19 protein-coding genes and 2 pseudogenes are annotated in these 22,885 nt (G+C 61.0%); 11 read left to right on the plus strand and 10 right to left on the minus strand.

Annotation, left to right across the window (positions count from 1 at the left end; genetic code table 11):
• Window positions 1-79 precede the first annotated feature (79 nt).
• Genes betI through betA form a run of 3 tightly spaced genes read left to right on the plus strand, consistent with a single transcriptional unit; the run spans window position 80 to window position 3,835 of the window.
• On the plus strand, window positions 80-673 hold the full coding sequence (gene betI / locus FQK12_RS07920) for a transcriptional regulator BetI (protein WP_014228339.1): 594 nt from the start codon (window positions 80-82) through the stop codon (window positions 671-673).
• 10 nt (window positions 674-683) lie between these two features.
• Complete coding sequence (gene betB, locus FQK12_RS07925) at window positions 684-2,156, plus strand: betaine-aldehyde dehydrogenase (protein WP_014228338.1); 1,473 nt, start codon at window positions 684-686, stop codon at window positions 2,154-2,156.
• Window positions 2,157-2,170: 14 nt separating this feature from the next.
• Window positions 2,171-3,835 carry a choline dehydrogenase gene (gene betA / locus FQK12_RS07930; protein ID WP_014228337.1) on the plus strand — a complete coding sequence of 555 codons (1,665 nt, stop codon included), beginning with the start codon at window positions 2,171-2,173 and terminating at the stop codon, window positions 3,833-3,835.
• Between the two features lie 51 nt (window positions 3,836-3,886).
• Here the strand turns inward: betA and FQK12_RS07935 are convergent, their stop codons facing one another.
• The gene (locus FQK12_RS07935; protein ID WP_014228336.1) at window positions 3,887-4,582 is read right to left on the minus strand and encodes a GNAT family N-acetyltransferase; all 696 of its coding nucleotides are present in this window, start codon (window positions 4,580-4,582) and stop codon (window positions 3,887-3,889) included.
• Between the two features lie 209 nt (window positions 4,583-4,791).
• Between FQK12_RS07935 and FQK12_RS07940 the strand changes: the two genes are divergently transcribed.
• The 5 genes from FQK12_RS07940 to FQK12_RS07960 all read left to right on the plus strand — a co-directional run bounded on the left by FQK12_RS07940 (window position 4,792) and on the right by FQK12_RS07960 (window position 9,927).
• Window positions 4,792-6,360, plus strand: coding sequence for an ABC transporter substrate-binding protein (locus FQK12_RS07940; protein WP_014228335.1), 1,569 nt, complete (start codon window positions 4,792-4,794; stop codon window positions 6,358-6,360).
• Window positions 6,361-6,524: 164 nt separating this feature from the next.
• A complete protein-coding gene (locus tag FQK12_RS07945; protein ID WP_014228334.1) occupies window positions 6,525-7,574 on the plus strand; it encodes an ABC transporter permease in 1,050 nt (349 codons plus the stop codon).
• On the plus strand, window positions 7,574-8,407 hold the full coding sequence (locus tag FQK12_RS07950; protein WP_014228333.1) for an ABC transporter permease: 834 nt from the start codon (window positions 7,574-7,576) through the stop codon (window positions 8,405-8,407). The genes FQK12_RS07945 and FQK12_RS07950 overlap by 1 nt, the downstream gene beginning before the upstream one ends.
• Window positions 8,400-9,236, plus strand: coding sequence for an ABC transporter ATP-binding protein (locus tag FQK12_RS07955; protein ID WP_014228332.1), 837 nt, complete (start codon window positions 8,400-8,402; stop codon window positions 9,234-9,236). The genes FQK12_RS07950 and FQK12_RS07955 overlap by 8 nt, the downstream gene beginning before the upstream one ends.
• Window positions 9,223-9,927 (plus strand): ABC transporter ATP-binding protein, encoded by a 705-nt coding sequence (locus FQK12_RS07960; RefSeq protein WP_014228331.1) that lies wholly within the window; start codon window positions 9,223-9,225, stop codon window positions 9,925-9,927. Before FQK12_RS07955 ends, FQK12_RS07960 begins: the two co-directional genes overlap by 14 nt.
• A gap of 108 nt (window positions 9,928-10,035) precedes the next feature.
• On the opposite strand, the gene FQK12_RS07965 is transcribed toward FQK12_RS07960, so the two are convergent.
• A complete protein-coding gene (locus tag FQK12_RS07965; RefSeq protein WP_014228330.1) occupies window positions 10,036-11,373 on the minus strand; it encodes an aspartate aminotransferase family protein in 1,338 nt (445 codons plus the stop codon).
• 182 nt (window positions 11,374-11,555) lie between these two features.
• Here FQK12_RS07965 and FQK12_RS07970 point away from each other — a divergent pair, with 182 nt between their 5' ends.
• The gene (locus tag FQK12_RS07970) at window positions 11,556-12,320 is read left to right on the plus strand and encodes an SDR family NAD(P)-dependent oxidoreductase (RefSeq protein WP_014228329.1); all 765 of its coding nucleotides are present in this window, start codon (window positions 11,556-11,558) and stop codon (window positions 12,318-12,320) included.
• Window positions 12,321-12,864: 544 nt separating this feature from the next.
• On the opposite strand, the gene FQK12_RS07975 is transcribed toward FQK12_RS07970, so the two are convergent.
• Genes FQK12_RS07975 through FQK12_RS07990 form a run of 4 tightly spaced genes read right to left on the minus strand, consistent with a single transcriptional unit; the run spans window position 12,865 to window position 15,840 of the window.
• On the minus strand, window positions 12,865-13,626 hold the full coding sequence (locus FQK12_RS07975; RefSeq protein WP_014228328.1) for an amino acid ABC transporter ATP-binding protein: 762 nt from the start codon (window positions 13,624-13,626) through the stop codon (window positions 12,865-12,867).
• Entirely contained in the window at window positions 13,619-14,284 is a 666-nt protein-coding gene (locus FQK12_RS07980; protein WP_014228327.1) for an amino acid ABC transporter permease, read from the minus strand. The genes FQK12_RS07975 and FQK12_RS07980 overlap by 8 nt, the downstream gene beginning before the upstream one ends.
• Before the next feature lie 14 nt (window positions 14,285-14,298).
• Entirely contained in the window at window positions 14,299-14,940 is a 642-nt protein-coding gene (locus FQK12_RS07985; protein ID WP_004100025.1) for an amino acid ABC transporter permease, read from the minus strand.
• 48 nt (window positions 14,941-14,988) lie between these two features.
• Window positions 14,989-15,840 (minus strand): transporter substrate-binding domain-containing protein, encoded by an 852-nt coding sequence (locus FQK12_RS07990; RefSeq protein ID WP_004848610.1) that lies wholly within the window; start codon window positions 15,838-15,840, stop codon window positions 14,989-14,991.
• A 234-nt stretch (window positions 15,841-16,074) separates the two neighbouring features.
• Between FQK12_RS07990 and FQK12_RS07995 the strand changes: the two genes are divergently transcribed.
• A complete protein-coding gene (locus FQK12_RS07995; RefSeq protein WP_014228326.1) occupies window positions 16,075-17,541 on the plus strand; it encodes a PLP-dependent aminotransferase family protein in 1,467 nt (488 codons plus the stop codon).
• A 24-nt stretch (window positions 17,542-17,565) separates the two neighbouring features.
• Here FQK12_RS07995 and FQK12_RS08000 read toward each other — a convergent pair whose 3' ends face one another.
• Both FQK12_RS08000 and FQK12_RS08005 read right to left on the minus strand, forming a co-directional pair.
• The gene (locus FQK12_RS08000; protein WP_014228325.1) at window positions 17,566-18,207 is read right to left on the minus strand and encodes a LysE family translocator; all 642 of its coding nucleotides are present in this window, start codon (window positions 18,205-18,207) and stop codon (window positions 17,566-17,568) included.
• A 275-nt stretch (window positions 18,208-18,482) separates the two neighbouring features.
• Window positions 18,483-18,908 (minus strand): annotated as a pseudogene (locus FQK12_RS08005) (PLP-dependent aminotransferase family protein); the annotation flags it as partial.
• On the opposite strand from FQK12_RS08005, the pseudogene FQK12_RS08010 reads away from it, so the two are divergent.
• Window positions 18,897-19,613: pseudogene (locus FQK12_RS08010) on the plus strand (DMT family transporter); the annotation flags it as partial. The pseudogenes FQK12_RS08005 and FQK12_RS08010 overlap by 12 nt on opposite strands.
• An 817-nt stretch (window positions 19,614-20,430) precedes the next feature.
• Here the strand turns inward: FQK12_RS08010 and FQK12_RS08015 are convergent.
• Window positions 20,431-21,699 (minus strand): Zn-dependent hydrolase, encoded by a 1,269-nt coding sequence (locus FQK12_RS08015; protein WP_014228322.1) that lies wholly within the window; start codon window positions 21,697-21,699, stop codon window positions 20,431-20,433.
• On the minus strand, window positions 21,689-22,873 hold the full coding sequence (locus tag FQK12_RS08020) for an amidase (RefSeq protein ID WP_014228321.1): 1,185 nt from the start codon (window positions 22,871-22,873) through the stop codon (window positions 21,689-21,691). Before FQK12_RS08020 ends, FQK12_RS08015 begins: the two co-directional genes overlap by 11 nt.
• Window positions 22,874-22,885 lie beyond the last annotated feature (12 nt).

The following is a 22,885-nucleotide window of genomic DNA, read 5'->3' on the forward strand; positions in this document are numbered from 1 at the left end:
TTAAGACACATTTTATATTGAACGTCCAATCAAAAACCGCTTTAATAGATAAACAAAGCTGATGAATGGAGTCTGAGAAATGCCCAAACTGGGGATGCAACCGATACGGCAGCGGCAGCTGATTGACGCCACCCTGGCCGCCATCAATGAAGTGGGAATGCACGATGCCACCATCGCGCAGATCGCCCGGAGGGCTGGCGTATCAACCGGCATCATCAGCCACTATTTCAAGGATAAGAACGGGCTGCTGGAAGCGACGATGCGCGATATCACCGGCCAGCTGCGCCAGGCGGTGTTGGGCCGTCTGCACGCCCTGCCCGGCGCCGGCCCGCAGGAACGCCTGCGCGCCATCGTGGCGGGAAACTTCGACGACAGCCAGATAAGCAGCGCGGCAATGAAGGCCTGGCTCGCCTTTTGGGCCAGCAGCATGCATCAGCCGATGCTCTATCGCCTGCAGCAGGTCAGCAGCCGGCGACTGCTGTCGAATATCGTCTATGAGTTTCAGCGCGCCCTGCCGCGCGAAGAGGCGCAGGAGGCCGGATACGGTCTCGCCGCGCTGATCGACGGGCTGTGGCTACGCGCGGCGCTGAGCGGTAAACCGCTGGATAAAGCCCGCGCCGAAACGCTCGCCGAGCACTTCATCAGCAAATATCTGCCACCGACTTCTCACTAATGGAGGACCCATGTCCCGAATGGCCGAACAGCAGCTTTACATCGACGGTGGTTATGTTTCCGCCACCAGCGGTAAAACCTTCGAGACGATTAACCCCGCCAGCGGGGAAGTGCTGGCGACCGTCCAGGCCGCCGGCCGCGAAGACGTCGACCGGGCGGTAAAGAGCGCCCAAAAAGGGCAAAAAATCTGGGCGGCGATGAGCGCCATGGAACGTTCGCGCATTCTGCGTAAAGCGGTCGATATTCTGCGCGATCGCAACGATGAACTGGCGCGTCTGGAGACTCTCGATACCGGCAAACCGCTGAGCGAAACCGCCGCCGTCGATATCGTCACCGGCGCCGATGTGCTGGAGTACTACGCGGGCCTGATCCCGGCGCTGGAAGGGAGCCAGATCCCGCTGCGCGATAGTTCATTCGCCTACACCCGCCGGGAACCGCTGGGCGTCGTCGCCGGGATCGGCGCCTGGAACTACCCGATCCAGATCGCCTTGTGGAAATCAGCCCCGGCGCTGGCGGCCGGTAACGCGATGATCTTTAAGCCGAGTGAAGTCACCCCGCTCACCGCCCTGAAGCTGGCGGAAATTTACCGCGAGGCGGGACTGCCGGCGGGGGTATTTAACGTGCTGCCGGGCACGGGCGCCGAAACCGGCCAGTATCTCACCGAGCACCCGGACATCGCCAAAATCTCCTTTACCGGCGGCGTCGCCAGCGGCAAAAAAGTGATGGCCAACTCCGCCGCCTCCTCGCTGAAGGAAGTCACCATGGAGCTGGGCGGTAAATCGCCGCTGATCGTCTGCGAAGACGCCAACCTCGACCTCGCCGCCGACATCGCGATGATGGCTAACTTCTATAGCTCAGGACAGGTCTGCACCAACGGCACCCGGGTATTCGTTCCGGCGCGCCTGAAGGCGGCGTTTGAAGAGAAAATCCTCGCTCGCGTGGCGCGTATCCGCCCCGGCGATCCGTTTGCTGAAAGCACCAACTTCGGGCCGCTGGTGAGCTTCCCGCACCGCGATAACGTGCTGCGCTACATCGCGATCGGCAAGCAAGAAGGCGCGCGCCTGCTCTGCGGCGGCGAGGTGCTGAAAGGCGAAGGCTTCGACCGCGGCGCGTGGGTCGCCCCGACGGTGTTTACCGACTGCGATGACCAGATGACCATCGTCCGCGAAGAGATCTTCGGCCCGGTGATGTCGATTCTGAGCTACGACGATGAGGAAGAAGCGGTTCGCCGCGCCAACGCCACCGAATACGGCCTCGCCGCCGGCGTCGTCACGCCGGATTTAAACCGCGCCCATCGCCTGATTCATCGGCTGGAGGCCGGGATCTGCTGGATCAACACCTGGGGTGAATCCCCGGCGGAGATGCCGGTCGGCGGCTACAAGCACTCCGGTATTGGCCGCGAAAACGGCGTGCAGACGCTGCACAGCTACACCCAGATAAAATCCATCCAGGTTGAGATGGGTCAGTTTCAATCCATATTTTAACCAGGAGGTCATTTTTGCAGTTTGACTACATTATTATTGGTGCCGGTTCCGCCGGCAACGTACTGGCTACACGACTGACGGAAGATCCCCAGACCACCGTCCTGCTGCTGGAAGCGGGCGGCCCGGATTACCGTTTCGACTTCCGCACCCAGATGCCCGCCGCGCTGGCCTTTCCTCTACAGGGTCGGCGCTATAACTGGGCCTACGAGACCGAGCCTGAACCGCATATGAACAATCGCCGCATGGAGTGCGGACGCGGTAAGGGCCTCGGCGGATCCTCGTTAATCAACGGCATGTGCTATATCCGCGGCAACGCTATGGATCTCGATAACTGGGCCTCGGCGCCGGGGCTTGAGCACTGGAGCTACCTCGACTGCCTGCCCTACTACCGCAAAGCGGAAACCCGCGATATTGGCGCCAACGACTACCACGGCGGCGACGGCCCGGTCAGCGTCACCACGCCAAAGCAGGGCAACAATCCGCTGTTCCACGCGATGATTGAAGCCGGCGTACAGGCCGGCTACCCGCGCACCGACGATCTTAACGGCTACCAGCAGGAAGGGTTTGGCCCCATGGATCGTACCGTGACGCCGCAGGGACGCCGCGCCAGTACCGCGCGCGGCTATCTCGACCAGGCGCGCGCGCGTCCCAATCTGACCATTCGCACCCATGCGCTGACCGATCGCATTATTTTTGCCGGCAAACGCGCCGTCGGCGTCGAGTGGCTGGAGGGCGACAGCACCGCGCCGTCAAACGCCACCGCCAGTAAAGAAGTGCTGCTCTGCGCGGGCGCCATCGCTTCGCCGCAAATCCTGCAGCGCTCCGGCGTCGGCAGCCCGGAACTGTTGCGCCAGTTCGATATTCCGCTGGTTCACGCCCTGCCCGGCGTCGGCGAGAACCTGCAGGATCATCTGGAGATGTATCTGCAGTACGAATGTAAAGAGCCGGTGTCGCTTTACCCGGCGCTGCAGTGGTGGAACCAGCCGAAAATCGGCGCCGAATGGCTGTTCGACGGGACCGGCATCGGCGCCAGCAACCAGTTTGAAGCGGGCGGATTTATTCGCAGCCGGGAAGCCTTTGCGTGGCCGAATATTCAGTACCACTTCCTGCCGGTCGCGATTAACTACAACGGCTCAAACGCGGTGAAAGAGCACGGATTCCAGTGCCACGTCGGCTCCATGCGCTCCCCAAGCCGCGGCCACGTGCGTCTGAAGTCGCGCGACCCGCACGAACATCCGGCGATTCTGTTTAACTATATGTCCAGCGAACAGGACTGGCAGGAGTTCCGCGACGCGATTCGCATTACCCGCGAAATCATGCATCAGCCGGCGCTGGATAACTATCGCGGCCGGGAGATCAGTCCGGGGGCGGAGTGCCAGAGCGATGCCGAGCTGGATGAGTTTGTGCGCAATCATGCGGAAACCGCCTTCCATCCGTGCGGCACCTGTAAAATGGGCTACGACGAGATGGCGGTGGTGGATGGCGAAGGTCGGGTTCACGGGCTGGAAGGCCTGCGCGTGGTCGACGCCTCGATTATGCCGCAGATTATTACCGGCAACCTTAACGCGACCACCATCATGATTGGCGAAAAAATGGCTGACGCCATTCGCGGCCGTCAGCCGCTGCCGAAGAGCACCGCGGCGTATTACGTGGCGAACGGCGCGCCGGTTCGCCGGTAAGAGTAAGCCCCCGCCCCTCTCCCTGCGGGAGAGGGTTAGGGTGAGGAAAAACTAGCGAAAATCTTCCAGCCGCTTTAGCTGCCGTCCATCAGCATCAAAGTTCTCCGGCGCCAGCCACGCCCGCAGCGCCGCGTCGCGCGCGGGCCATTCGCTATCGATAATCGACAGCATATCGCTATCGCGGGTGCGTCCTTTGCGCACCATCCTCTGACGAAGACGCCCCTCCCAGGTAAACCCCAGCCGGTCGGCGGCGCGGCGGGAGGCGAGATTCATCGAATCGCACTTCCACTCCAGCCGACGATAGCCGTGAGCAAAACCATTTTGCAGCAGCAGCCACACCGCCTCGGTCCCGAGCGGCGTATTTTTCATCGCCCGCGACCAGGTGACGTGCCCTATCTCCACCGTGCCCATCGCCCGCTCAATCGCCATATAGCTGACCAGCCCGACGGCCCGCTCGGCGCGCAAATCGATAACCGCATACGGCACCAGCCCGTCGTCCATAACCTTACCGGTGATCCAGTTCGCCGTTGACTCCACGCTCTGTGGACAGGTGCTGGCAAGCCAGGTCCAGTCGCTGTCGTCGCCGAGGGCATAGGCGGCAAACAGATCCGCCGCGTGCCGCTCGGTATCCAGCGGCTCCAGCCGGCAAAAGCGGCCATTTAACGCCGTGCGGCGCAGAAGTCCCGCGCCCTGCCACCCTGGCACGCGATCGTTGACCTGCTGACCAAATTCATTAATTTCCGGCACGCTTATCTCTCCCGTAGTGTTATCAAATTGTTATATCAAGAAAGGCGAATGGCCGGAAGATGCCCGGTACGATCGATCGTCATAACCCCTTGGTCTTGCTTATGCTTTTTAAGCATAAACTTAGCCGATCTTTGACTTTACGCCCGTAATTAAGCGGCCTAACGTAGCGAAACATCAATAATCACAATAACTTTTTTCAGGGATCGCATATGACTAAAAAACTGCTGCCGCTGCTGGTGCTCGCCGCGTTATCCGCCGCCGTTCACGCCGCCACGCCGCCGGGGACCCTGGTGGTCGCGCAGGGCCTCGACGATATCGTCAGCCTCGACCCGGCGGAAGCCAACGAGCTCTCCAGCATCCAGACGGTACCGAGCCTTTATCAGCGCCTGGTGCAGCCGGACCGCGATAACCCTGAAAAAATCACCCCGATCCTGGCCGAAAGCTGGCAGGCCGATCCGGCGGCGAAAACCCTGACCATTAAGCTAAAGCCCGACGCCAAATTCGCCTCCGGTAACCCGCTGCGCCCGGAAGATGTCATTTACTCGTACACCCGCGCGGTCATCCTGAACAAATCGCCAGCGTTTATTCTTAACGTCCTCGGCTGGCAGCCGGACAACATCGCCAGCCAGCTGAAGAAGGTAGACGACCATACCCTGGAGCTACGCTGGACCGCCGACGTCAGCCCGGCGGTGGCGCTGAATATTCTCTCCACGCCGATCGCCTCTATCGTCGATGAGAAACAGGTCGCCCCGAACGCCAAAGATAACGACTTCGGTAACGGCTGGCTGAAAATGCACTCGGCGGGCAGCGGCGCGTATAAAATGCGGGTCTATCAGCCGCATCAGGCCATCGTGCTGGAGGCCAACAGCAGCGCACCCGGCGGCGCGCCGAAGCTGAAAAGCATCATTATTAAGAACGTTCCGGACCCGGCCTCACGTCGTCTTCTCATCCAGCAGGGTGATGCCGACGTGGCGCGCGATCTCGGCGCCGACCAGATTGCGGCTCTACAGGGTAAACCGGGCGTCAAGGTCCTCAGCATCCCTTCCGCTGAGCAGAACTATCTGGTCTTTAATACCGGCAACAGCGCCAACCCGCTGCTGAAAAACCCGGCCTTCTGGGAAGCGGCGCGCTGGCTGGTAGATTACAACGGCATCACGAAAGATTTGCTGAAGGGGCAATATTTCGTCCATCAGAGCTTCCTGCCGGTCGGCCTGCCGGGCGCGCTGGACAATAACCCGTTTACATTCAACCCGCAAAAAGCCAAAGACATCCTCGCTAAAGCGGGCATCAAAGAGGCGCATTTCACCCTCGACGTCGAAAACAAGCCGCCGTTTATCACCATCGCCCAGTCGATGCAGGCGAGCTTCGCCCAGGGCGGCGTGAAGGTGGATTTGCTGCCGGCCGCGGGTAGCCAGGTCTATGCTCGCGTGCGCGCCAAACAGCATCAGGCGGCGATTCGGCTGTGGATCCCTGACTATTTCGATGCCCACTCTAACGCCAGCGCCTTTGCGTACAACGACGGTAAATCCAGTACCGTCGCCGGGCTAAACGGCTGGCAGATCCCGGAGCTGAATAAAGCGACCCTGGCGGCAGTCGCCGAGCCGGACGCAGCGAAGCGCCTGGATCTGTATAAAAACATGCAGGAGGCGCTGCAGCGCAGTTCGCCTTACGTGTTTATCGATCAGGGTAAAACCCAGATTGTGGTTCGCGATAACGTGAAGGGTTATCAGCAGGGTCTCAATGCCGATATGGTCTGGTATGACCGGGTAACCAAATAACGCCTGGGGCAGGTACGATCACGTAGCCCGGACAGGCGCAACGCGCCGCCTCCGGGAACGCAGGCCCCGATACCTTATGTTTTCCCGGTGGCGCTGCGCTGACCGGGCTACAACAACAGATCGCGCCAGCTGATAACACTGTACTTTTTACCAACGGAATAACCATGTCTGCTGTGTTACCCCCCCGAGCAGAGCGGCGCGCAAAACGCCCCCTGCTCGCGCTGTTTCAGGGACTGCTGACGCTGGCCCTGACGCTGCTCGGCCTGCTGCTGGTGACCTTTGCGCTCTCGGCGCTGTCGCCGGTTGATCGGGTGCTGCAAATCGTCGGCGACCACGCCAGTCAGTCCACCTATGATCAGGTACGCCACCAGCTCGGCCTTGACCAGCCGTTGCCGCTGCAGTTCTGGCACTATCTGGTGAATCTCGCCCACGGCGATCTCGGTATCGCCAGCTCAACCGGCCAGCCGGTGCTGCACGACCTGCTTGCCGCTTTCCCGGCCACCCTCGAACTGGCTACGCTGGCGCTGATTATCGGCGCGCTGTCGGGCGTTATCGCAGGCGTTCTCTGCGCCCGCTACGTCGGCTCGCCGTGGGATCTGGCGATGCGCACCTTTACGCTGCTCGGCAACTCGGTGCCGATTTTCTGGCTCGGTCTGCTGATGCTGGCGCTGTTTTACGCCAAACTGCAGTGGACGCCGGGGCCGGGGCGGCTGGACGATATTTATCAGTACACCGTCGAACCGCGCACCGGCTTTGCGCTCATTGATACCTGGCTCTCGGGTGATAAAGAGGCGGTTAAAAACGCCGCCGGGCACCTGCTGCTGCCGGTGCTGCTGCTGGCCTATTATTCTCTGGCGAGCATCACCCGCCTGACCCGTTCCGCCTGCCTGAGCGAAATGAACAAAGAGTACATCCTGCTGGCGCGCGCCAAAGGGGCCGGTGAGATGACGATTCTGCTGCGTCACGTCCTGCCCAATATCCGCGGCACCCTGCTGACGGTGACCGCCCTCGCCTGGACCTCCATGCTGGAAGGCGCGGTGTTGACCGAAACCGTCTTCTCCTGGCCGGGAATTGGCCGCTATCTGACCACCGCGCTCTTTGCCGGCGATACCACGGCGATTATGGGCGGTACGCTGCTGATCGGCGCGAGCTTTGTGCTGATTAATAACCTCACCGACCTGCTGGTGCGGCTGACCGATCCGAGGATACGCTGATGCCTGGCTACCTTTTTTTACGCCGCCTGCGCCGTTCTCCCGCCGCCTTTTGCGGCCTGATCATCATTACGGTACTCCTGCTGATTGCGCTCTTTGCACCCTGGCTGGCTCCTCTCGACCCGAACTGGCAGGACGCCGCCGCGCGGCTGCAGGGTCCGGGCCCGCGGCACTGGCTCGGCACCGACAGCTACGGCCGCGATCTTCTCTCAAGGCTGATTTTCGGCGCCCGTCCGGCGCTGGGGCTGGTCGCGCTGGTGACGGCGATTACGCTCCCCGCCGGTCTGCTGGTGGGGATCCTGTCCGGCTATTACGGCGGCTGGCTGGAGCGCGTGCTGATGCGTTTTACCGACGTGGTAATGTCGATGCCGCGGCTGATTCTGGCCTTCGCGTTTGTCGCGATGCTCGGCCCGGGCCTGGTGAACGGCGCCCTGGCGCTGGCGCTAACGACCTGGCCCGCTTACGCCCGTCAGGCGCGCAGCGAAATTCAGCGCCTGCGCCACAGCGACTATCTGGCGGCGGCGGAGATGATGGGCATTCGCGGCTGGCGTCTGCTGATGGGTCATATTCTGCCGCTCTGCCTGCCCTCAGCTATCGTCCGGCTGGCGCTGGATTTAGCCGGGATTATTCTCGCCGCTGCCGGTCTCGGCTTCCTCGGCCTCGGCGCCCGCCCGCCAATGGCGGAATGGGGCGCGATGATCGCCGACGGCATGCAGGTTATTTTCGACCAGTGGTGGATCGCCGCCGCCCCTGGCGCCGTTATCCTGATCGCCAGCCTGGCGTTTAACCTGCTGGGCGATGGCCTGCGCGACGTTCTGGAGCCGCAACATGACTGATCCTCGCCTGATCGTTCAGGGACTGACCATCGACTATCCCACCGCCAGAGTGGTGGACCATTTAAGCTTCACGCTCGGCAACGAGCGGCTGGCGCTGGTCGGCGAATCCGGCTCCGGTAAATCCATGACCGCCCGCGCCCTGATGGGGCTGGTACGCCGGCCCGGCGTCGTCAGCGCCGAGGCGCTCAACGTGCTGGGGCGCGACGCATTAACCCTTCGCGAACGCGGCTGGCGCGAGCTACGCGGCAACGATATAGCGATGGTGCTGCAGGACCCGCGCTACGCGCTCAATCCGGTAAAAAACATTCAGGCGCAGCTGGAAGAGGCATTAACTCTGCATCAGCGCCTTAGCCGCCGCGCGCGGCTGGAGGCGGTCAAAGCCGCCGTTGCCGCCGTCGGTCTGGATTTACCGGTGCTCAACCGTTATCCAGGCGAACTCTCCGGCGGGATGGGCCAGCGGGTGATGATTGCCCTTGCGCTGCTCAATAATCCGCAGGTGCTGATCGCCGATGAGCCCACTTCAGCCCTCGATGCCCGGCTGCGTAATCAGATCCTCGAACTGCTGGTAGAGCAGTGCGAACAGCGGCGGATGGCGATGCTGTTGATTAGCCACGACCTGCCGCTGGTGGCCGAGCACTGCCAGCGGGTGCTGGTCCTGTATCAAGGGGAAAAGGTCGATGAGATGGCGGCGCGAGATCTGCCGAAGGCGACGCATCCCTACACCCGTACGCTCTGGACCTGTCGCCCGGCCGCGCAAACTTACGGTCAGATGCTGCCGACCCTCGACCGAACCCTGAACTTGACGGAGGCGGCGCATGGTGGTCGTTAATCTCAAGGATTTACAGGTTATTTTTGGCGAAAAAACCGCGGTGTCCGCCGCCAGCTTTGCCGTTGACGCGGGAGAAACGTTCAGCCTGATCGGCGCATCCGGCTGCGGAAAATCAACGATTCTGCGGGTATTAGCCGGGCTGCAGCGGGACTGGCGCGGCCGCGTTGAACTGTTCGATAAGGCCATTACGCCGGGCGCGCGTTTTCAGGGCGAGCTGCGGCGCAACGTACAGATGGTGTTTCAGGACCCGTACGCCTCGCTGCATCCCAATCATACGCTATGGCGCACGCTGGCGGAGCCGCTGAAAATTCACGCTATCGGCGAGATCGAACAGCGGGTGTCCACCGCCCTGCAAGAGGTGGGGCTGCCTGCCGACGCCGCGCGCCGCTATCCGCACCAGCTTTCCGGCGGCCAGCGCCAGCGGGTGGCGATTGCTCGCGCGCTGCTGCTGCGGCCAAAGATTCTGCTGCTGGATGAGCCAACGTCGGCGCTGGATATGTCGGTGCAGGCGGAAATACTGAATCTGCTCAATCGGCTAAAGCAGGAGCACGGAATGACCTATCTGCTGGTCAGCCACGATGCCGATGTGATTGCCCATATGTCGGACCGGGCGGCGTTTATGGCGGAAGGCGTGATTCAGCGCTTCTTTAACCGCGAAGCGCTGGTGAACGGCGAACATCGGATAGGCTGAAAACCCGCCCCCGCTCGCGCTACGCTTAGCGGGGCTACGGGTTCGCCGCCATCTGCGAGAAGGTCGCCCGGGTAAGGCATTTACGCCGCGACCCGGGAAATCATCCCCTTACTGAGCCAGGCTCGCGAAGCGGGCGAATACCGCATCAAAAATCGCCAGCCCTTTTGCCACCTGTTCGGCGCTGATGGTGCACGGCGGCACCACGTGAATGCGGTTCTCCACCACAAACGCCAGCAGGCCGGCTTCGGTTAACGCGCCTTTAATGGCCGCCATATCGGCAGCGGTCAGCGGAGTTTTCCGCTCGCGGCTGCTGACCAGCTCCAGCGCCTGGAACAGACCGCGGCCGCGCACGTTGCCGATAATCGCGTGCTTCTCCGCCAGCGCTTCCAGCCCCGGACGCAGCACCTCGTTGCCGATGGTCGCCGCGTTCTCCACCACCTTCTCTTCCTTCATCGCGTCAATGGTGGCGACAATCGCCGCCATCGCCAGCGGATGGCCGGAATAGGTCAGCCCCCCGGCAAAGAAATGGTCATCAAAGTAGCGGGCGATTGGCTCGCTAATCAGCACGCCGCCGGCCGGGACATAGCCGGCGTTCACCCCTTTGGCGAAAGTCACCAGATCCGGCACCACGCCATCCTGCTCGAAGGCGAACCAGCTCCCGGTACGACCAAAACCGGCCATCACTTCATCGAGGATCAGCACAATGCCAAACTCGTCGGCCAGCGCCCGCACGCCCTGCATATAGCCCTCCGGCGGGACAAGAATCCCGGCGGTGCCCGGAATCGACTCCAGCAGAATCGCGGCTATCGCGTTCGGGCCTTCGCACTCGATCATCCGCCGCAGATGGGCCAGCGCGCGCTGGCACTCCTCCTCTTCCGTCGCGGCGTTAAATTCGCTGCGGTAGAGATAGGGGTTAAAGAAGTGCACGTGACCGCGTGAATACTCATTCGGCACGCGGCGCCAGTCGCCGGTGGCGGCAATCGCGCTGCCGGTATTGCCGTGATAGGAGCGATAGGCGGAGAGCACTTTATCGCGCCCGGTATAGAGCCGCGCCATACGGATGGCGTTCTCGTTGGCATCGGCGCCGGCGTTGGTGAAGAACACTTTGCTAAAGCCTTCCGGCGCCAGCTCGACAATCCGCTTCGCCGCTTCGCCGCGGGCGAGGTTGGCGGTGGCGGGCGCGATGGTCACCAGCTCTTCCAGCTGGGCTTTCATCGCCGCCAGCACGCGAGGATGCTGATAGCCAATGTTGACGTTGACCAGCTGGCTGCTGAAATCCAGGTAAGTATTGCCTTCGTAATCCCACAGCTCGCAGCCTTTTGCCCCGGCGATCACCAGCGGATGTAAATTGCCCTGCATCGACCATGAATGAAACACATAAGCGCGATCCAGCTGCCGAACTTCATCATTGCTTATCGCTACCTCGTTCTGTAGTGCCAGCTTCATACCCTGCCCTCTCTCATGTCGTTGTTGTTGGCCTCATCATTGGCCGTGCGGGGGAGAAACGGATAGAGCCAGTCAGGCGAAAATGATGTGACACCGTGTCACATCGCCGCGCGCCGACTGGCCCTGTGCCCGCACGCGCGCGGTTTTTATAGTGGGAGCGACAACCTGCACAGGAGAATGAAATGGCAACGAGCAAAGTGGTGTTTATTACCGGGGCGACCTCGGGATTTGGGGAAGCAGCGGCGCAGGTCTTCGCCGATGCGGGCTGGTCGCTGGTGCTGAGCGGACGCCGTTTTGCGCGGCTGAAGACGCTACAGGATAAGCTCGCCTCGCAGGTGCCGGTGCACATTATCGAACTCGACGTACGCGATAGCGATGCGGTGGCCGCGGCCGTGGCGGCGCTGCCCGCGGGCTTCGCCGATATCACGACGCTGATTAACAACGCCGGGCTGGCGCTGTCGCCGCAGCCCGCGCAGAAAGTGGATCTGGACGACTGGAAAACGATGATCGACACCAACGTCACCGGGCTGGTCAACGTGACCCACGCGCTGCTGCCGACGCTGATTAACCACGGCGCGGGCGCGAGCATCATCAATATCGGCTCTATCGCCGGGCAGTGGCCCTACCCCGGCAGCCACGTCTACGGCGCCAGTAAGGCTTTCGTGAAGCAGTTCAGCTATAACCTGCGCTGCGATCTGCTCGGGACCGGGGTGCGCGTGACCGATCTCGCGCCGGGTATTGCCGAAACGGAATTTACCCTGGTGCGCACCAAAGGCGACCAGGCGGCGTCGGACAACCTGTATCGCGGTACCACGCCGCTGAGCGCGCGGGATATTGCCGAACAGATGTTCTACATCGCCACGCTGCCGGACCATATGAATATCAACCGGGTCGAGGTGATGCCGGTGCGTCAGGCCTGGCAGCCGTTCGCCATCGATCGGGATTAAGGTTTGATAGAGCGGAGAGGCGCGTCAAGCGCCGCCTCCGGGAGAGTTTCATGCAGCTACGGATATGTCTCTGAAACAACGTGTTATGCAGCGATGCCCTGGCCCCCGCTGAAATCGGCGAACCGGAGGACCGAAGACAAGGGCTGGCCGCCAGGGATGGCGGACAGAGGCGAATCGAGACAGTGATGTCGAGTTGAGCCGACCGCAGGCTGAGGTCCGGGAGGTGAGCGCAGTGCGCAGCACCGATTTCTTTGCGGGACCGCGGGGATTGTAAAGGGGGAGACGGTTTTCTCCCCCTTTACCCGTTCACCTACCACGGTGAGACATTTTCTGCGAAATAGCGGTGAACGGAACCCCTACCACACCGTCCCGGGGGCGGCGCTTGACGCGCCTGTCCGGGCTACCCAATCTGCCACCCTCAGGCGCCGAGCCCGGAAATCCCGGGTCGCGGCGTAAACGCCTTACCCGGGCTACTCCCCGCTGACGGCTGGAACCCCGTAGCCCCGGTAAGCGCAGCGCGACCGGGGAGAACGGCCGCTGATGCTTACCGGCTGCTCTGCAAAAACTGCCTGACGCGCTCGGAATCCGGGTTGGTGAAAAACTTCTCCGGCGGCGCTTTCTCAATCAACAACCCCTTCTCAAGAAACACCACCTCATCCGAGACCTGGCGCGCAAAGTCCATCTCGTGGGTCACCACCACCATCGTGTAGCCCTCGGCGGCCAGCGCCTTCATTACCCCCAGCACCTCGTTGACCAGCTCGGGGTCCAGCGCCGACGTCGGCTCATCAAACAGAATCACCTCCGGCGACATCGCCAGCGAACGGGCAATCGCCACCCGCTGCTTCTGTCCGCCGGAGAGCGTAATCGGGTAAACGTCGGCTTTATGCGCCATCCCCACTTTCTCCAGCTGCTGCATGGCGATAGCTTTCGCTTCATCACGCTTCATCCCCTTCACGTGCAGCAGCGCTTCGCTGACGTTCTGCTGCACCGTCAGGTGCGGCCACAGGTTAAAGCTCTGAAACACCATGCCTACCCGCTCGCGGATTTTCGACAGCTGGCGATGGGACATCGCGCGGCCATTATGCTCATCAATCCCCAGCCGCTGGCCGCTGATGCGGATCTCGCCGCGATCCGGCTGTTCCAGCCAGTTCATGCAGCGCAGCAGCGTCGATTTACCCGACCCCGACGAGCCGAGAATGCTCACCACGGTCCCCTTTTCTACCGTCAGGTTGATATCACGCAGAACTTCCACGTTATCAAACTGTTTAGAGACGTTTTTGACGCTTACAGCAGTAGTATCAGACATGACTCATTCCTCTTCTGACTCCCCAGGCGCTCAGGCGTTTAATCAGCAGCTCCAGCAGGATGCTGATCGCCCAGTAGAGCCCAATCGCGACGATAAAAGCGTTAAACGGGATAAAATAGGTGGCCTGCACGCTGTTAGCCGCGGCGGTTATCTCCTGGACGGTGATAATGCTGAGGAAAGCGGTATCTTTCAGGCAGATAATCAGCTGGTTCCCCATCAGCGGGAGCGCGGAAGAGAGAATATTGGGCAGAATAATGCGGCGGAATATTTTGTAGCGCGAAAACCCCTGCGCGACCGCCGCCTCGATATAGCCACCGGAAAATACCCGCCGCTGGCTGCGCAAAATCTCAAAGAAATAGGCGCCGTGGTAGATAATTAAGGCAATTAAACCGGCGGTCCAGGGCTCCATACTAATACCCACTTGCGGCAGCCCGTAATAGAGCAAATAGGCGAGGATCAAAAAGGGAATCGCCCGCATTAAGCTGACAAAGGCAATAATAAGCCGGTTAAGGGTTTTCTTTTGATATTCGGTTAAATAGCACAGGACAATGCCGATAATTAATCCGGCAATTGCCGCGGTAATAAAAAGCTCAAGGGTGGCGAGTAAACCGGCAATAAAGCTGTCGCGCACCGACCAGATAACGGCCCACTGATTCATAGCACCTCCCGTATTTATCGTGCCAGACGCTTCGCTTTACGCTCGGCCATTCCCTGCAGTTTCAGCAGCAGGCCAATAATCACCACGTACAGCAGACCCGCCGCCAGAATCGGCGAAAGCGGTTCATAGGTGACCGAAGAAATCCGGTTGGTGACGCGCGTCAAATCCACCACGCCAATCACCGCAATGGCCGGACTGCCCTTAATCAGGAACGACATCTCGTTAACCAGCGCGGGCAGGCTTTCAATCCACATCTGCGGCAGCATGATGTAGCGGAAGTAGGCCCAGCGGCGCATCCCGACCGACTCCGCCGCTTCCCGCTGTTCGCGGGGAAAAGTGCGAAAGGCGTTGCGCCATATTTCGGCGTTAAAGGCCGAGGTATTGAGCGTCAGCGCCACAATCGCCGCGACGTTTTTGTCGAGGTTAATCCCGACGGTCGGCAGAGAAAGAAACAGGAACAGCACCAGCGTGACCAGCGGCGTCGCGCGGGCGAGGCTGATATAGACCACCAGCAGCTGATCGATAACCGGAATGCGCAGCATGCGCACCAGCGCAATCAGCAGGCCAATCACCACCCCAAAGGCAATGGCGATGGCCGAAATCCAGAGGGTCGTCCATGCGCCTTCAATCAGTAACTGCCAGGAAATTGCATCCATGAAGCCCTCCTTCACTCAACGGGCGGCGGTTACCCGCCGCAGAACGCATTACAGACCGGCCAATTTATGGAACTGTTCCGGGCTGGTGATTGGCACGTTCGGAAGATCGTCATAGGTTTCGCCAAACCACTTTTTCTGGAGTTCCGCGAGCTTGCCGGTCTCCTTCATGTGGTTCATAAATTTGGTCATATAGGCCAGCAGCTGCGGCGAGTTTTTCGGGATCGGCCAGGCCATATAGCCCGGGCCGGATACCGCCAGACCTTTGGCGAACACCTTCGGCTTGGCCTTCGCCAGGTCGTTGACCGAGATAACCACGTTAATCACGTAGTCCAGGCGTTTGTTGGCGAGATCGGCGTAGGCTTCCGGGTAGGAGGGATACTCCACCACCGGCCCCAGCTTACCGCCGGTTTTCTCCAGCATCGCTTTCAGTTCCGGCAGCCTTGCCAGCAGCGCGCTGCCCGCCTGAACGCCCACCTTTTTCCCGCTCAGTTCGGCAATGGTGTTCAATGAATTATCGCCCGCGCGTTTGACAAAATAGTGCTGCGCTGACGCCCACGGCGGCGTGAAATCAAAGACCTTGAGACGGTCGTCGGTAATTACCGCGCCGGTTAAGGCCATATCGTATTGGCCGGTAGAAACCGCCGCCAGTAATCCGGTCCACGGCAAAATGCTCTGGTCGACGTTGAATTTCGCGTATTTGCGTAATTCATCGAGCATATCTTTGTTGAAGCCATCCGCCTGGCCGTTATTCATAAAGTTAAAAGGCGCGTAATCATCTTCGGTTGCGACTTTCAGGGTGCCGGATTTTTCTATTTCCGGAAGATCCGCGGCGGCTGCGTGATAAGAAAAGGCCATCGCCATGATGGCGCCCAGACAAATTGAACCTAATGATTTTTTCATTAATTCACCCCTAATTAATTCGCCAGACGTGTTCACTCCAGAACATGAAAAGGTTTTGCAAAATATGTGCCGACGGAAGTTCCGGTCCGCGACTGATGAATACGTTTTTACTGTAGGGAGCGTTTTAAATTTCCGGATAGAGCCAGATTCACCGCGCGGATGTGTCAGTCATTCTCAGGGTGGTATGGAATTTGCTCCAGTGTCTGTACTGAGCGTTTGAGTAAGGAGCCAGGCATGATCCGACACCTGTTACACGTTGATTTCGACCCGCGCCGCGGTTTGCAGGAGCAGGTGCGCGAGACGCTGATTAACGCCATTCTGGGCGGCATTTTTTCCGCCGACACGCCGCTCCCCTCCTGCCGCCAGCTGGCCAGCCAGCTGCGGGTCTCGCGCAACACCACGGCGCTGGTTTTTGAGGGTCTGGTTAACGAGGGATACCTCGTGAGCCGCCCGCGCAGCGGTTATTACCTGCATCCGGATTACCAGCACGCCAGCCCCTCTTCGGCGCCGGAAGCTGCACCGCAGGACGAGGGTTCTGCACCACGCTGGGGCACGCGGCTGCAAATCACCCCCAGCCAGCAGGAGTCGATTCTGAAGCCGGCCGGCTGGATGAACTACCGCTATCCGTTTATCTACGGCCAGCCGGATACTCGCCAGTTCCCGCTGGCGACCTGGCGCTCGGCGGCAAACTGGCTGCACGGCGGGGTTCGCGACCCGGAGTGGGTGGTGGATCACATCGATCGCGACGTGCCGATGCTGATTGAGCAGATCCGCACCCGGGTGCTGCCCAAACGCGGCATTGTCGCCTCGCCGGACGAGATTCTGATTACCCTCGGTTCGCAAAACGCGCTGTACCTGCTGACGCGCCTGCTGATGTCATCCAGCACGCGCGTTGGCGTGGAGAATCCCTGCTTTCGCGAGGCCATTAACACCTTTCTGCTTGCCGATACCGATATCGTGCCGCATCCGGTGGATGAACAGGGGATCGTCCTCAACGACGCCCCCTGCGATTACTACTACGTCACTCCCGGACACCAGGTGCCAACCGGGGTGGCGATGAGCAAAGCGCGGCGCGACCAGCTGCTGGAGCATGCCGCTCGCCATGATGCGGTGATTATTGAGGACGATTACGACTCTGAAAGTAACTTTATGCTCAACCCGCTGCCGGCGCTGAAGGCCAGCGATCGCTGCGGAAGAGTGATCTACGTGAGCAGCCTGTCAAAAGCGCTATCGCCGGGCCTGCGGCTGGGCTTTATGGTCGCTGACCCGGATCTGATTGACGAAGCCCGGGCGCTGCGGCGGCTGGTGTATCGTCATCCGCCGACCAATATTCAGTATCAGATGGCCCATTTCCTCGCCCAGGGCCACTATGAAACCCACCTGCGGCGCTACCATTACGACTCTGCCCAGCGCTGGGACCGTCTCAACAACGCGCTACAGCAGCATCTGCCGGAGTGCCGCATCATCCCCGGCAGCGAACACGCCAACGCGTTCTGGCTGGCCACGCCGGAGCAAATTAACACCCAGCAGCTGACCTGGCGCGCCGCCCACGCCGGGGTACTGATTGAGCCCGGCGCGCGGCATTTTCTCAGCGACGCGCCGCCGGCTAATTTCTTCCGGATGGGGTTCCACGCCATTCACCCTGACGCCATCGAACAGGGCGTGGAGGTACTGCGCGGCCAGCTGGCGCAGATGGGCTGAACGCCGGGCCCCGCGCCCTCACGGTCATGACGACAAATAAGGATGAACGGCGGAAACAATAAGACCGACGGCAAAACACACAAACACGATGCCACCGGTTTTATTCAGCTTAACAAAGGCATTCCCGGACGACATTTTCGTTTTTACGCTGTGTGCGAAAAGGCCGTAGAGTGAATGAATGACAACCACCAGAATACAGAAGGTTATCGACAGCACGCTGAACTGCGGAATAAAGGGCTGCTGCGGATGAATAAACTGGGGAAACAGCGCCATAAAAAACACAATGGGTTTGGGATTAAACAACGACACCAGTACTCCCTGACGAAACCGCTGGCTGGCGGAAGGCATCGTTGAATCGGCGGAAGAGAGAGGTTGATTCAGCGCGCGGGGCACCGAGCGAAAGAGCTTTACGCCCAGATAGATCAGATAGGCCGCCCCAACCCCCTTGACTATCAACAGCGTCAGCTGAGAGGTGGTAATCATCACGCCAACGCTGCTGGCAGCAATAATCGATATGACGCCCATCCCCACCGCCACGCCGATAATCCCCGCCATTGCATTACGCAGATTATAATTCAGGGTGTTGGTCAGCGTCAGAAGCACTCCTGGCCCGGGGCTGGCAATGGTCAGGCTGGCAATCAGTATATAAAGGTAGAGCTGCTGCATTGAAAAAGTATCCTGTACAGAACAGGGCGCGGCTCCGCCCCTGAAATGATTAACAACGTCGTATCTTCAGGACGTGCGCTCGCTCAGCGTCAACAGCACAACCGTACTTGATGTGTTTTGTACACTACCGTAACAATTTTATATTGTCATTAAATTTAAAATTAACCCTATAAATCATAACAATAAAAAAACAACATTTATTTTAAGACTATTAACCCGCTATCTACCCCATAAAACGTTACTAATAAGTCACCCTATCGCTCGCCGCCGAAACGCTAGCGATATTGCTCATACTCCACGGCTTCGCGAACCTGGTTCAGCGCCGCGCGCAGGCTATCGAAGGGAACGGAGCCGAGGGCGATGCGGAGCGCCTGCGGAACGTTCGCTGTAACGCAAAAAGGCTCGGCGGTCGACACGGAAATATGGCGCTCCATCAGCGTTTTCGCCAGCCGATCGGCCCGACTCTCCTCGCCCAGAGGCAGCCAGACAAAATACGAACCCGGATGGCTGACGAAGGGAAGCGCGCCGAGAACCTCGCGGGCAACCCCCTGCCGCCGCCGCGCATCCTGGCGTTTCTGCGCTTCAAAACGCGCCACCGTGCCATCTTCAATCCAGGTGCAGATCAGCGAACTCACCAGCGAAGGGGTGTTCCACGTGGTGGCCCGTATAGCGCGCTCAATCTCCGGCCGATAGCGGGACGGGCAGGCTTTCGCCAGAAACGGCCGCGCGCGTAGCAGCTTGTGCCGCTGGCCATCGTCTCGTCAGGGGTGGTGATCGGCTTTCCGCTGCTCACGGCGCTGGCCCTGCGGCACGTCACGTCAGCGCATTCGATCGTTTTTATCGGGCTATTGCCGCTGATGACGGCCATTTTTGGCGTACTGCGCGGCGGAGAACGTCCGCGCCGCGCTTTCTGGATCTTTTCGGTTATTGGCAGCCTGCTGGTGGTGGGATTCGCCCTGACGCAAAACGCGGCGGCGTCGCTCAGCGGCGATCTGCTGATGCTGGCGGCGGTGATCGTCTGCGGCCTCGGCTATGCGGAGGGCGCGAAGCTGACCCGGGAGCTCGGCGGCTGGCAGGTGATTAGCTGGGCGCTGATTATGGCGCTGCCTTTTATGCTGGTGGCCTCGTGGATGACCCGGCCAGCGTCATGGGGCGCTATATCGCCTTCCGCCTGGATCGCGCTCGGCTATGTGTCGCTCTTTAGCATGCTTATCGGCTTTATTTTCTGGTACAAAGGGCTCGCCGCTGGCGGTATCGCCGCCGTCGGCCAGCTCCAGCTATTACAGCCGTTCTTCGGGCTTGGCCTGGCGGCGGCGCTTTTGCACGAAACCGTCAGCCCATTGATGCTGGCCGTGACGCTGGGCGTGATTCTGTGCGTTGTCGGTTCGCGCAAATTTGGCAGCTAGCCTGTATTGCCCTTGTAGCCCGGAAATCCCGGGTCGCGGCGTAAACGCCTTACCCGGGCTACCGCCCCGCAGACGGCTGGAAACCCGTAGCCCCGGTAAGCGCAGCGCGACCGGGGAGAACGGCCTGATGCTGACCGTAACCCTGGGCGTGATTCTGTGCGTTATCGGTTCGCGCAAATTTGGCAGCTAGCCTGTATTGCCCTTGTAGCCCGGAAATCCCGGGTCGCGGCGTAAACGCCTTACCCGGGCTACTCCCCGCTGACGACTGGAAACCCGTAGCTCTTGTAGCCCGGACAGGCGCGTCAAGCGCCGCCTCCGGGAGAGTTTCATACAGCAGCGGGGATATCTCTGAAACAACGTGAGATGCAGCGATGCCCTGGCCCCCGCTGAAATCGGCGAACCGGAGGGCCGAAGACAAGGGCTGGCCGCCAGGGATGGCGGACAGAGGCGAATCGAGACAGCGATGTCGAGTTGAGCCGACCGCAGGCTGAGGTCCGGGAGGTGAGCGCAGTGCGCAGCACCGATTTCTTTGCGGGACCGCGGGGATTGTAAAGGGGGAGACGGTTTTCTCCCCCTTTACCCGTTCACCTACCACGGTGAGACATTTTCTGCGAAATAGCGGTGAACGGAACCCCTACCACACCGTCCCGGAGGCGGCGCTTGACGCGCCTGTCCGGGCTACTCAATCAGCCTCCCTCAGGCTCCGGACCTGGAAATCCCGGGTCGCGGCGTAAACGCCTTACCCGGGCTACTGCCCCGCAGGCAGCTGGAAACCCGTAGCCCCGGTAAGCGCAGCGCGACCGGGGAGAGCGGCCGTTTATACCACCCGCGCGTACTGCAGCATCACCTGCAGCAGCACGTTCGCACCGGCCTCAACGTGCTCCGGCGACGCATACTCAATTTCGTTGTGGCTGATCCCGTCCTTGCAGGGGATAAAAATCATCCCGGTCGGCGCCAGATAGCTCATATACACCGCGTCGTGCCCGGCGCCGGAGACAATCTCCCGCGCCGGATAGCCCAGCCGCTGCGCGGCGTCGGCGATTGCCGCCTGGCACTCCGGGTGGAACGGCGCCGCCGGATAGTGGCTCACCTCTTTCAGCGCCACCTTCAGGCCGCTCTCCCGCTCAACCCCGGCGATAAACGCCCGCAGCTGGCGGTCCATCTCATCCACCAGCGCATCGCTGAGATTACGCATATCAATCGAAAAAGTGACCTCTCCCGGCACCACGTTGCGGCTGTTCGGATAGACCTGCACCCTCCCTACCGTACCGCGCCCCTCGTCGCTGCGCCCGGCGATCGCCACGACCTCCTGCATAATGCGGGTCGCCGCCTGCAGCGCATCCTGACGCAGGCGCATCGGCGTCGGTCCGGCGTGGGACTCCTGGCCGGTCACCACGCAGTCATACCAGCGGATCCCCAGCACGCCCTGCACGATACCGATAATTTTCGCTTCATCCTCCAGAATCGGCCCCTGTTCAATATGCGCTTCAAAGTAGGCGCCAATCGGATGATCGCCCGGCGTCTGGCTGCCGATATAGCCGATGCGCGCCAGCTCCTCGCCCACGGTTTTACCGTCCGCATCCTGCGCGGCATAGACTGTTTCTAGCGGGAATACCCCGGCAAACACCCCGGAGCCCATCATCACCGGCACAAAGCGCGAGCCCTCTTCGTTGGTCCAGAACACCACTTCAATCGGCGCTTCGGTTTCGATATGCCGATCGTTCAGGGTGCGCACCACCTCCAGCGCCGCCAGCACGCCGTAGTTGCCATCAAATTTGCCGCCGGTGGGCTGGGTATCAATATGGCTGCCGGAGACAATCGGCGGCAGCGCCGGATTACGCCCTTCCCGGCGCATAAAGACGTTGCCGATTTTATCGACGGTGACGCGCATCCCCGCCGCCTGCGCCCAGCTAATCACCAAATCCCGCCCCTGGCGATCGAGATCGGTGAGCGTCAGACGACAGCAGCCGCCCTTCGGCGTGGCGCCGATTTCCGCCAGCGCCATCAGCGACTCCCACAGACGCTCGCCGTTAACCCGGCAGTCGGTGGTTTCGGTCATCGGGGTAAAAAGGACATCACTGCTCATTTCGGTCTCCTTGCATAAACGCGGCGGCCAGCTCGACAAGCAGACGATCGCTGCCGCGCGGGCCTAAAAATGACATCCCCAGCGGCAGACCGCCCGTCTGGGCGACCGGCAGCGTCACCTGCGGACGTTGGGTCATCACGGAAATTAACAGCAGGTCGTGAGACAGGCGCCGGACCGCTTCTATCTCTTCGGCCTGCGCCGTCAGCAGCGGCGCGCCATCGGGAACGGTCGGCATCACCAGGACCGCATCGCCCAGCTGCGCATCCCACCAGGCGGTAAAACGCTCGCGCAGCTGGCAGGCGGCGTCAAACTGCGCGCGGGTGACCGCTTTGCCCCAGAAAAAGCGCTCGCGGACGTCCGGGCCTAGCTGCAGACCATAGCGCTCAATGGTTTCGCCCTGCGCCTGCCACGCTTCGTAGCCCTGAATCTGGCGGAAGGCGAGATAAATATCGTCCGCGTCGGGCAGCGGCGCGTCGAGCGGCGCTAACGGGCCGAAAAAGCGCGCCAGCCGTTGGCGGACCGGCAGCAGCGCCTGCTGGCTGCGCAGCGGCAGGCGGGAAAACAGCCCATCGTGGCAGGCCAGCCGCACGCCGTTGAAATCCGCGCGTTCAGCATCGAACAGACAGGCGGCGACGGCGGAAAAGACCTCCGGCGAGCGGGCAAAGAAGCCGCAGGTGTCCATGGTGGCGCACAGCGGCTGGCAGCCGTCGAGGGAGAGACGGCCGTGGGTTGGACGCAGGCCAAACAGTCCGCAGTAGCTCGCCGGCGTGCGTACCGAGCCGCCGGTATCGCTGCCGAGGGCAAAGTCGCACGCCGCGTTCGATACCGCCGACGCCGAGCCGGACGACGATCCGCCGGGTATATGATTCGGCGCGGCGCCGTTGCGCGGGGTACCGTAATGCACGTTGTGCCCGCTCATCGAATACGCCAGCTCGCTGGTATGGGTTTTGCCGATAAAGCGCGCGCCGTTATCTAACAGCTTTTGCACCACCGGCGCGGTGCGGTTTTTAATCCCGGACAGCGCCAGCAGGTGCGGATTGCCCCCGCCGGTGGGGTAGCCCGCCACGTCGAACAGATCTTTGACCGCAAAGGTTAAGCCGCTCAGCGGCCCGCTGAGCGCATGCGCCACCGGATGCGGCGGATAGGGCATAAAGGCGCGAATGTCGTCCTGCATGATGGTTTCCTC

The organism is Klebsiella sp. ME-303 (assembly GCF_007910085.1).
Lineage (GTDB): Bacteria > Pseudomonadota > Gammaproteobacteria > Enterobacterales > Enterobacteriaceae > Klebsiella > Klebsiella michiganensis.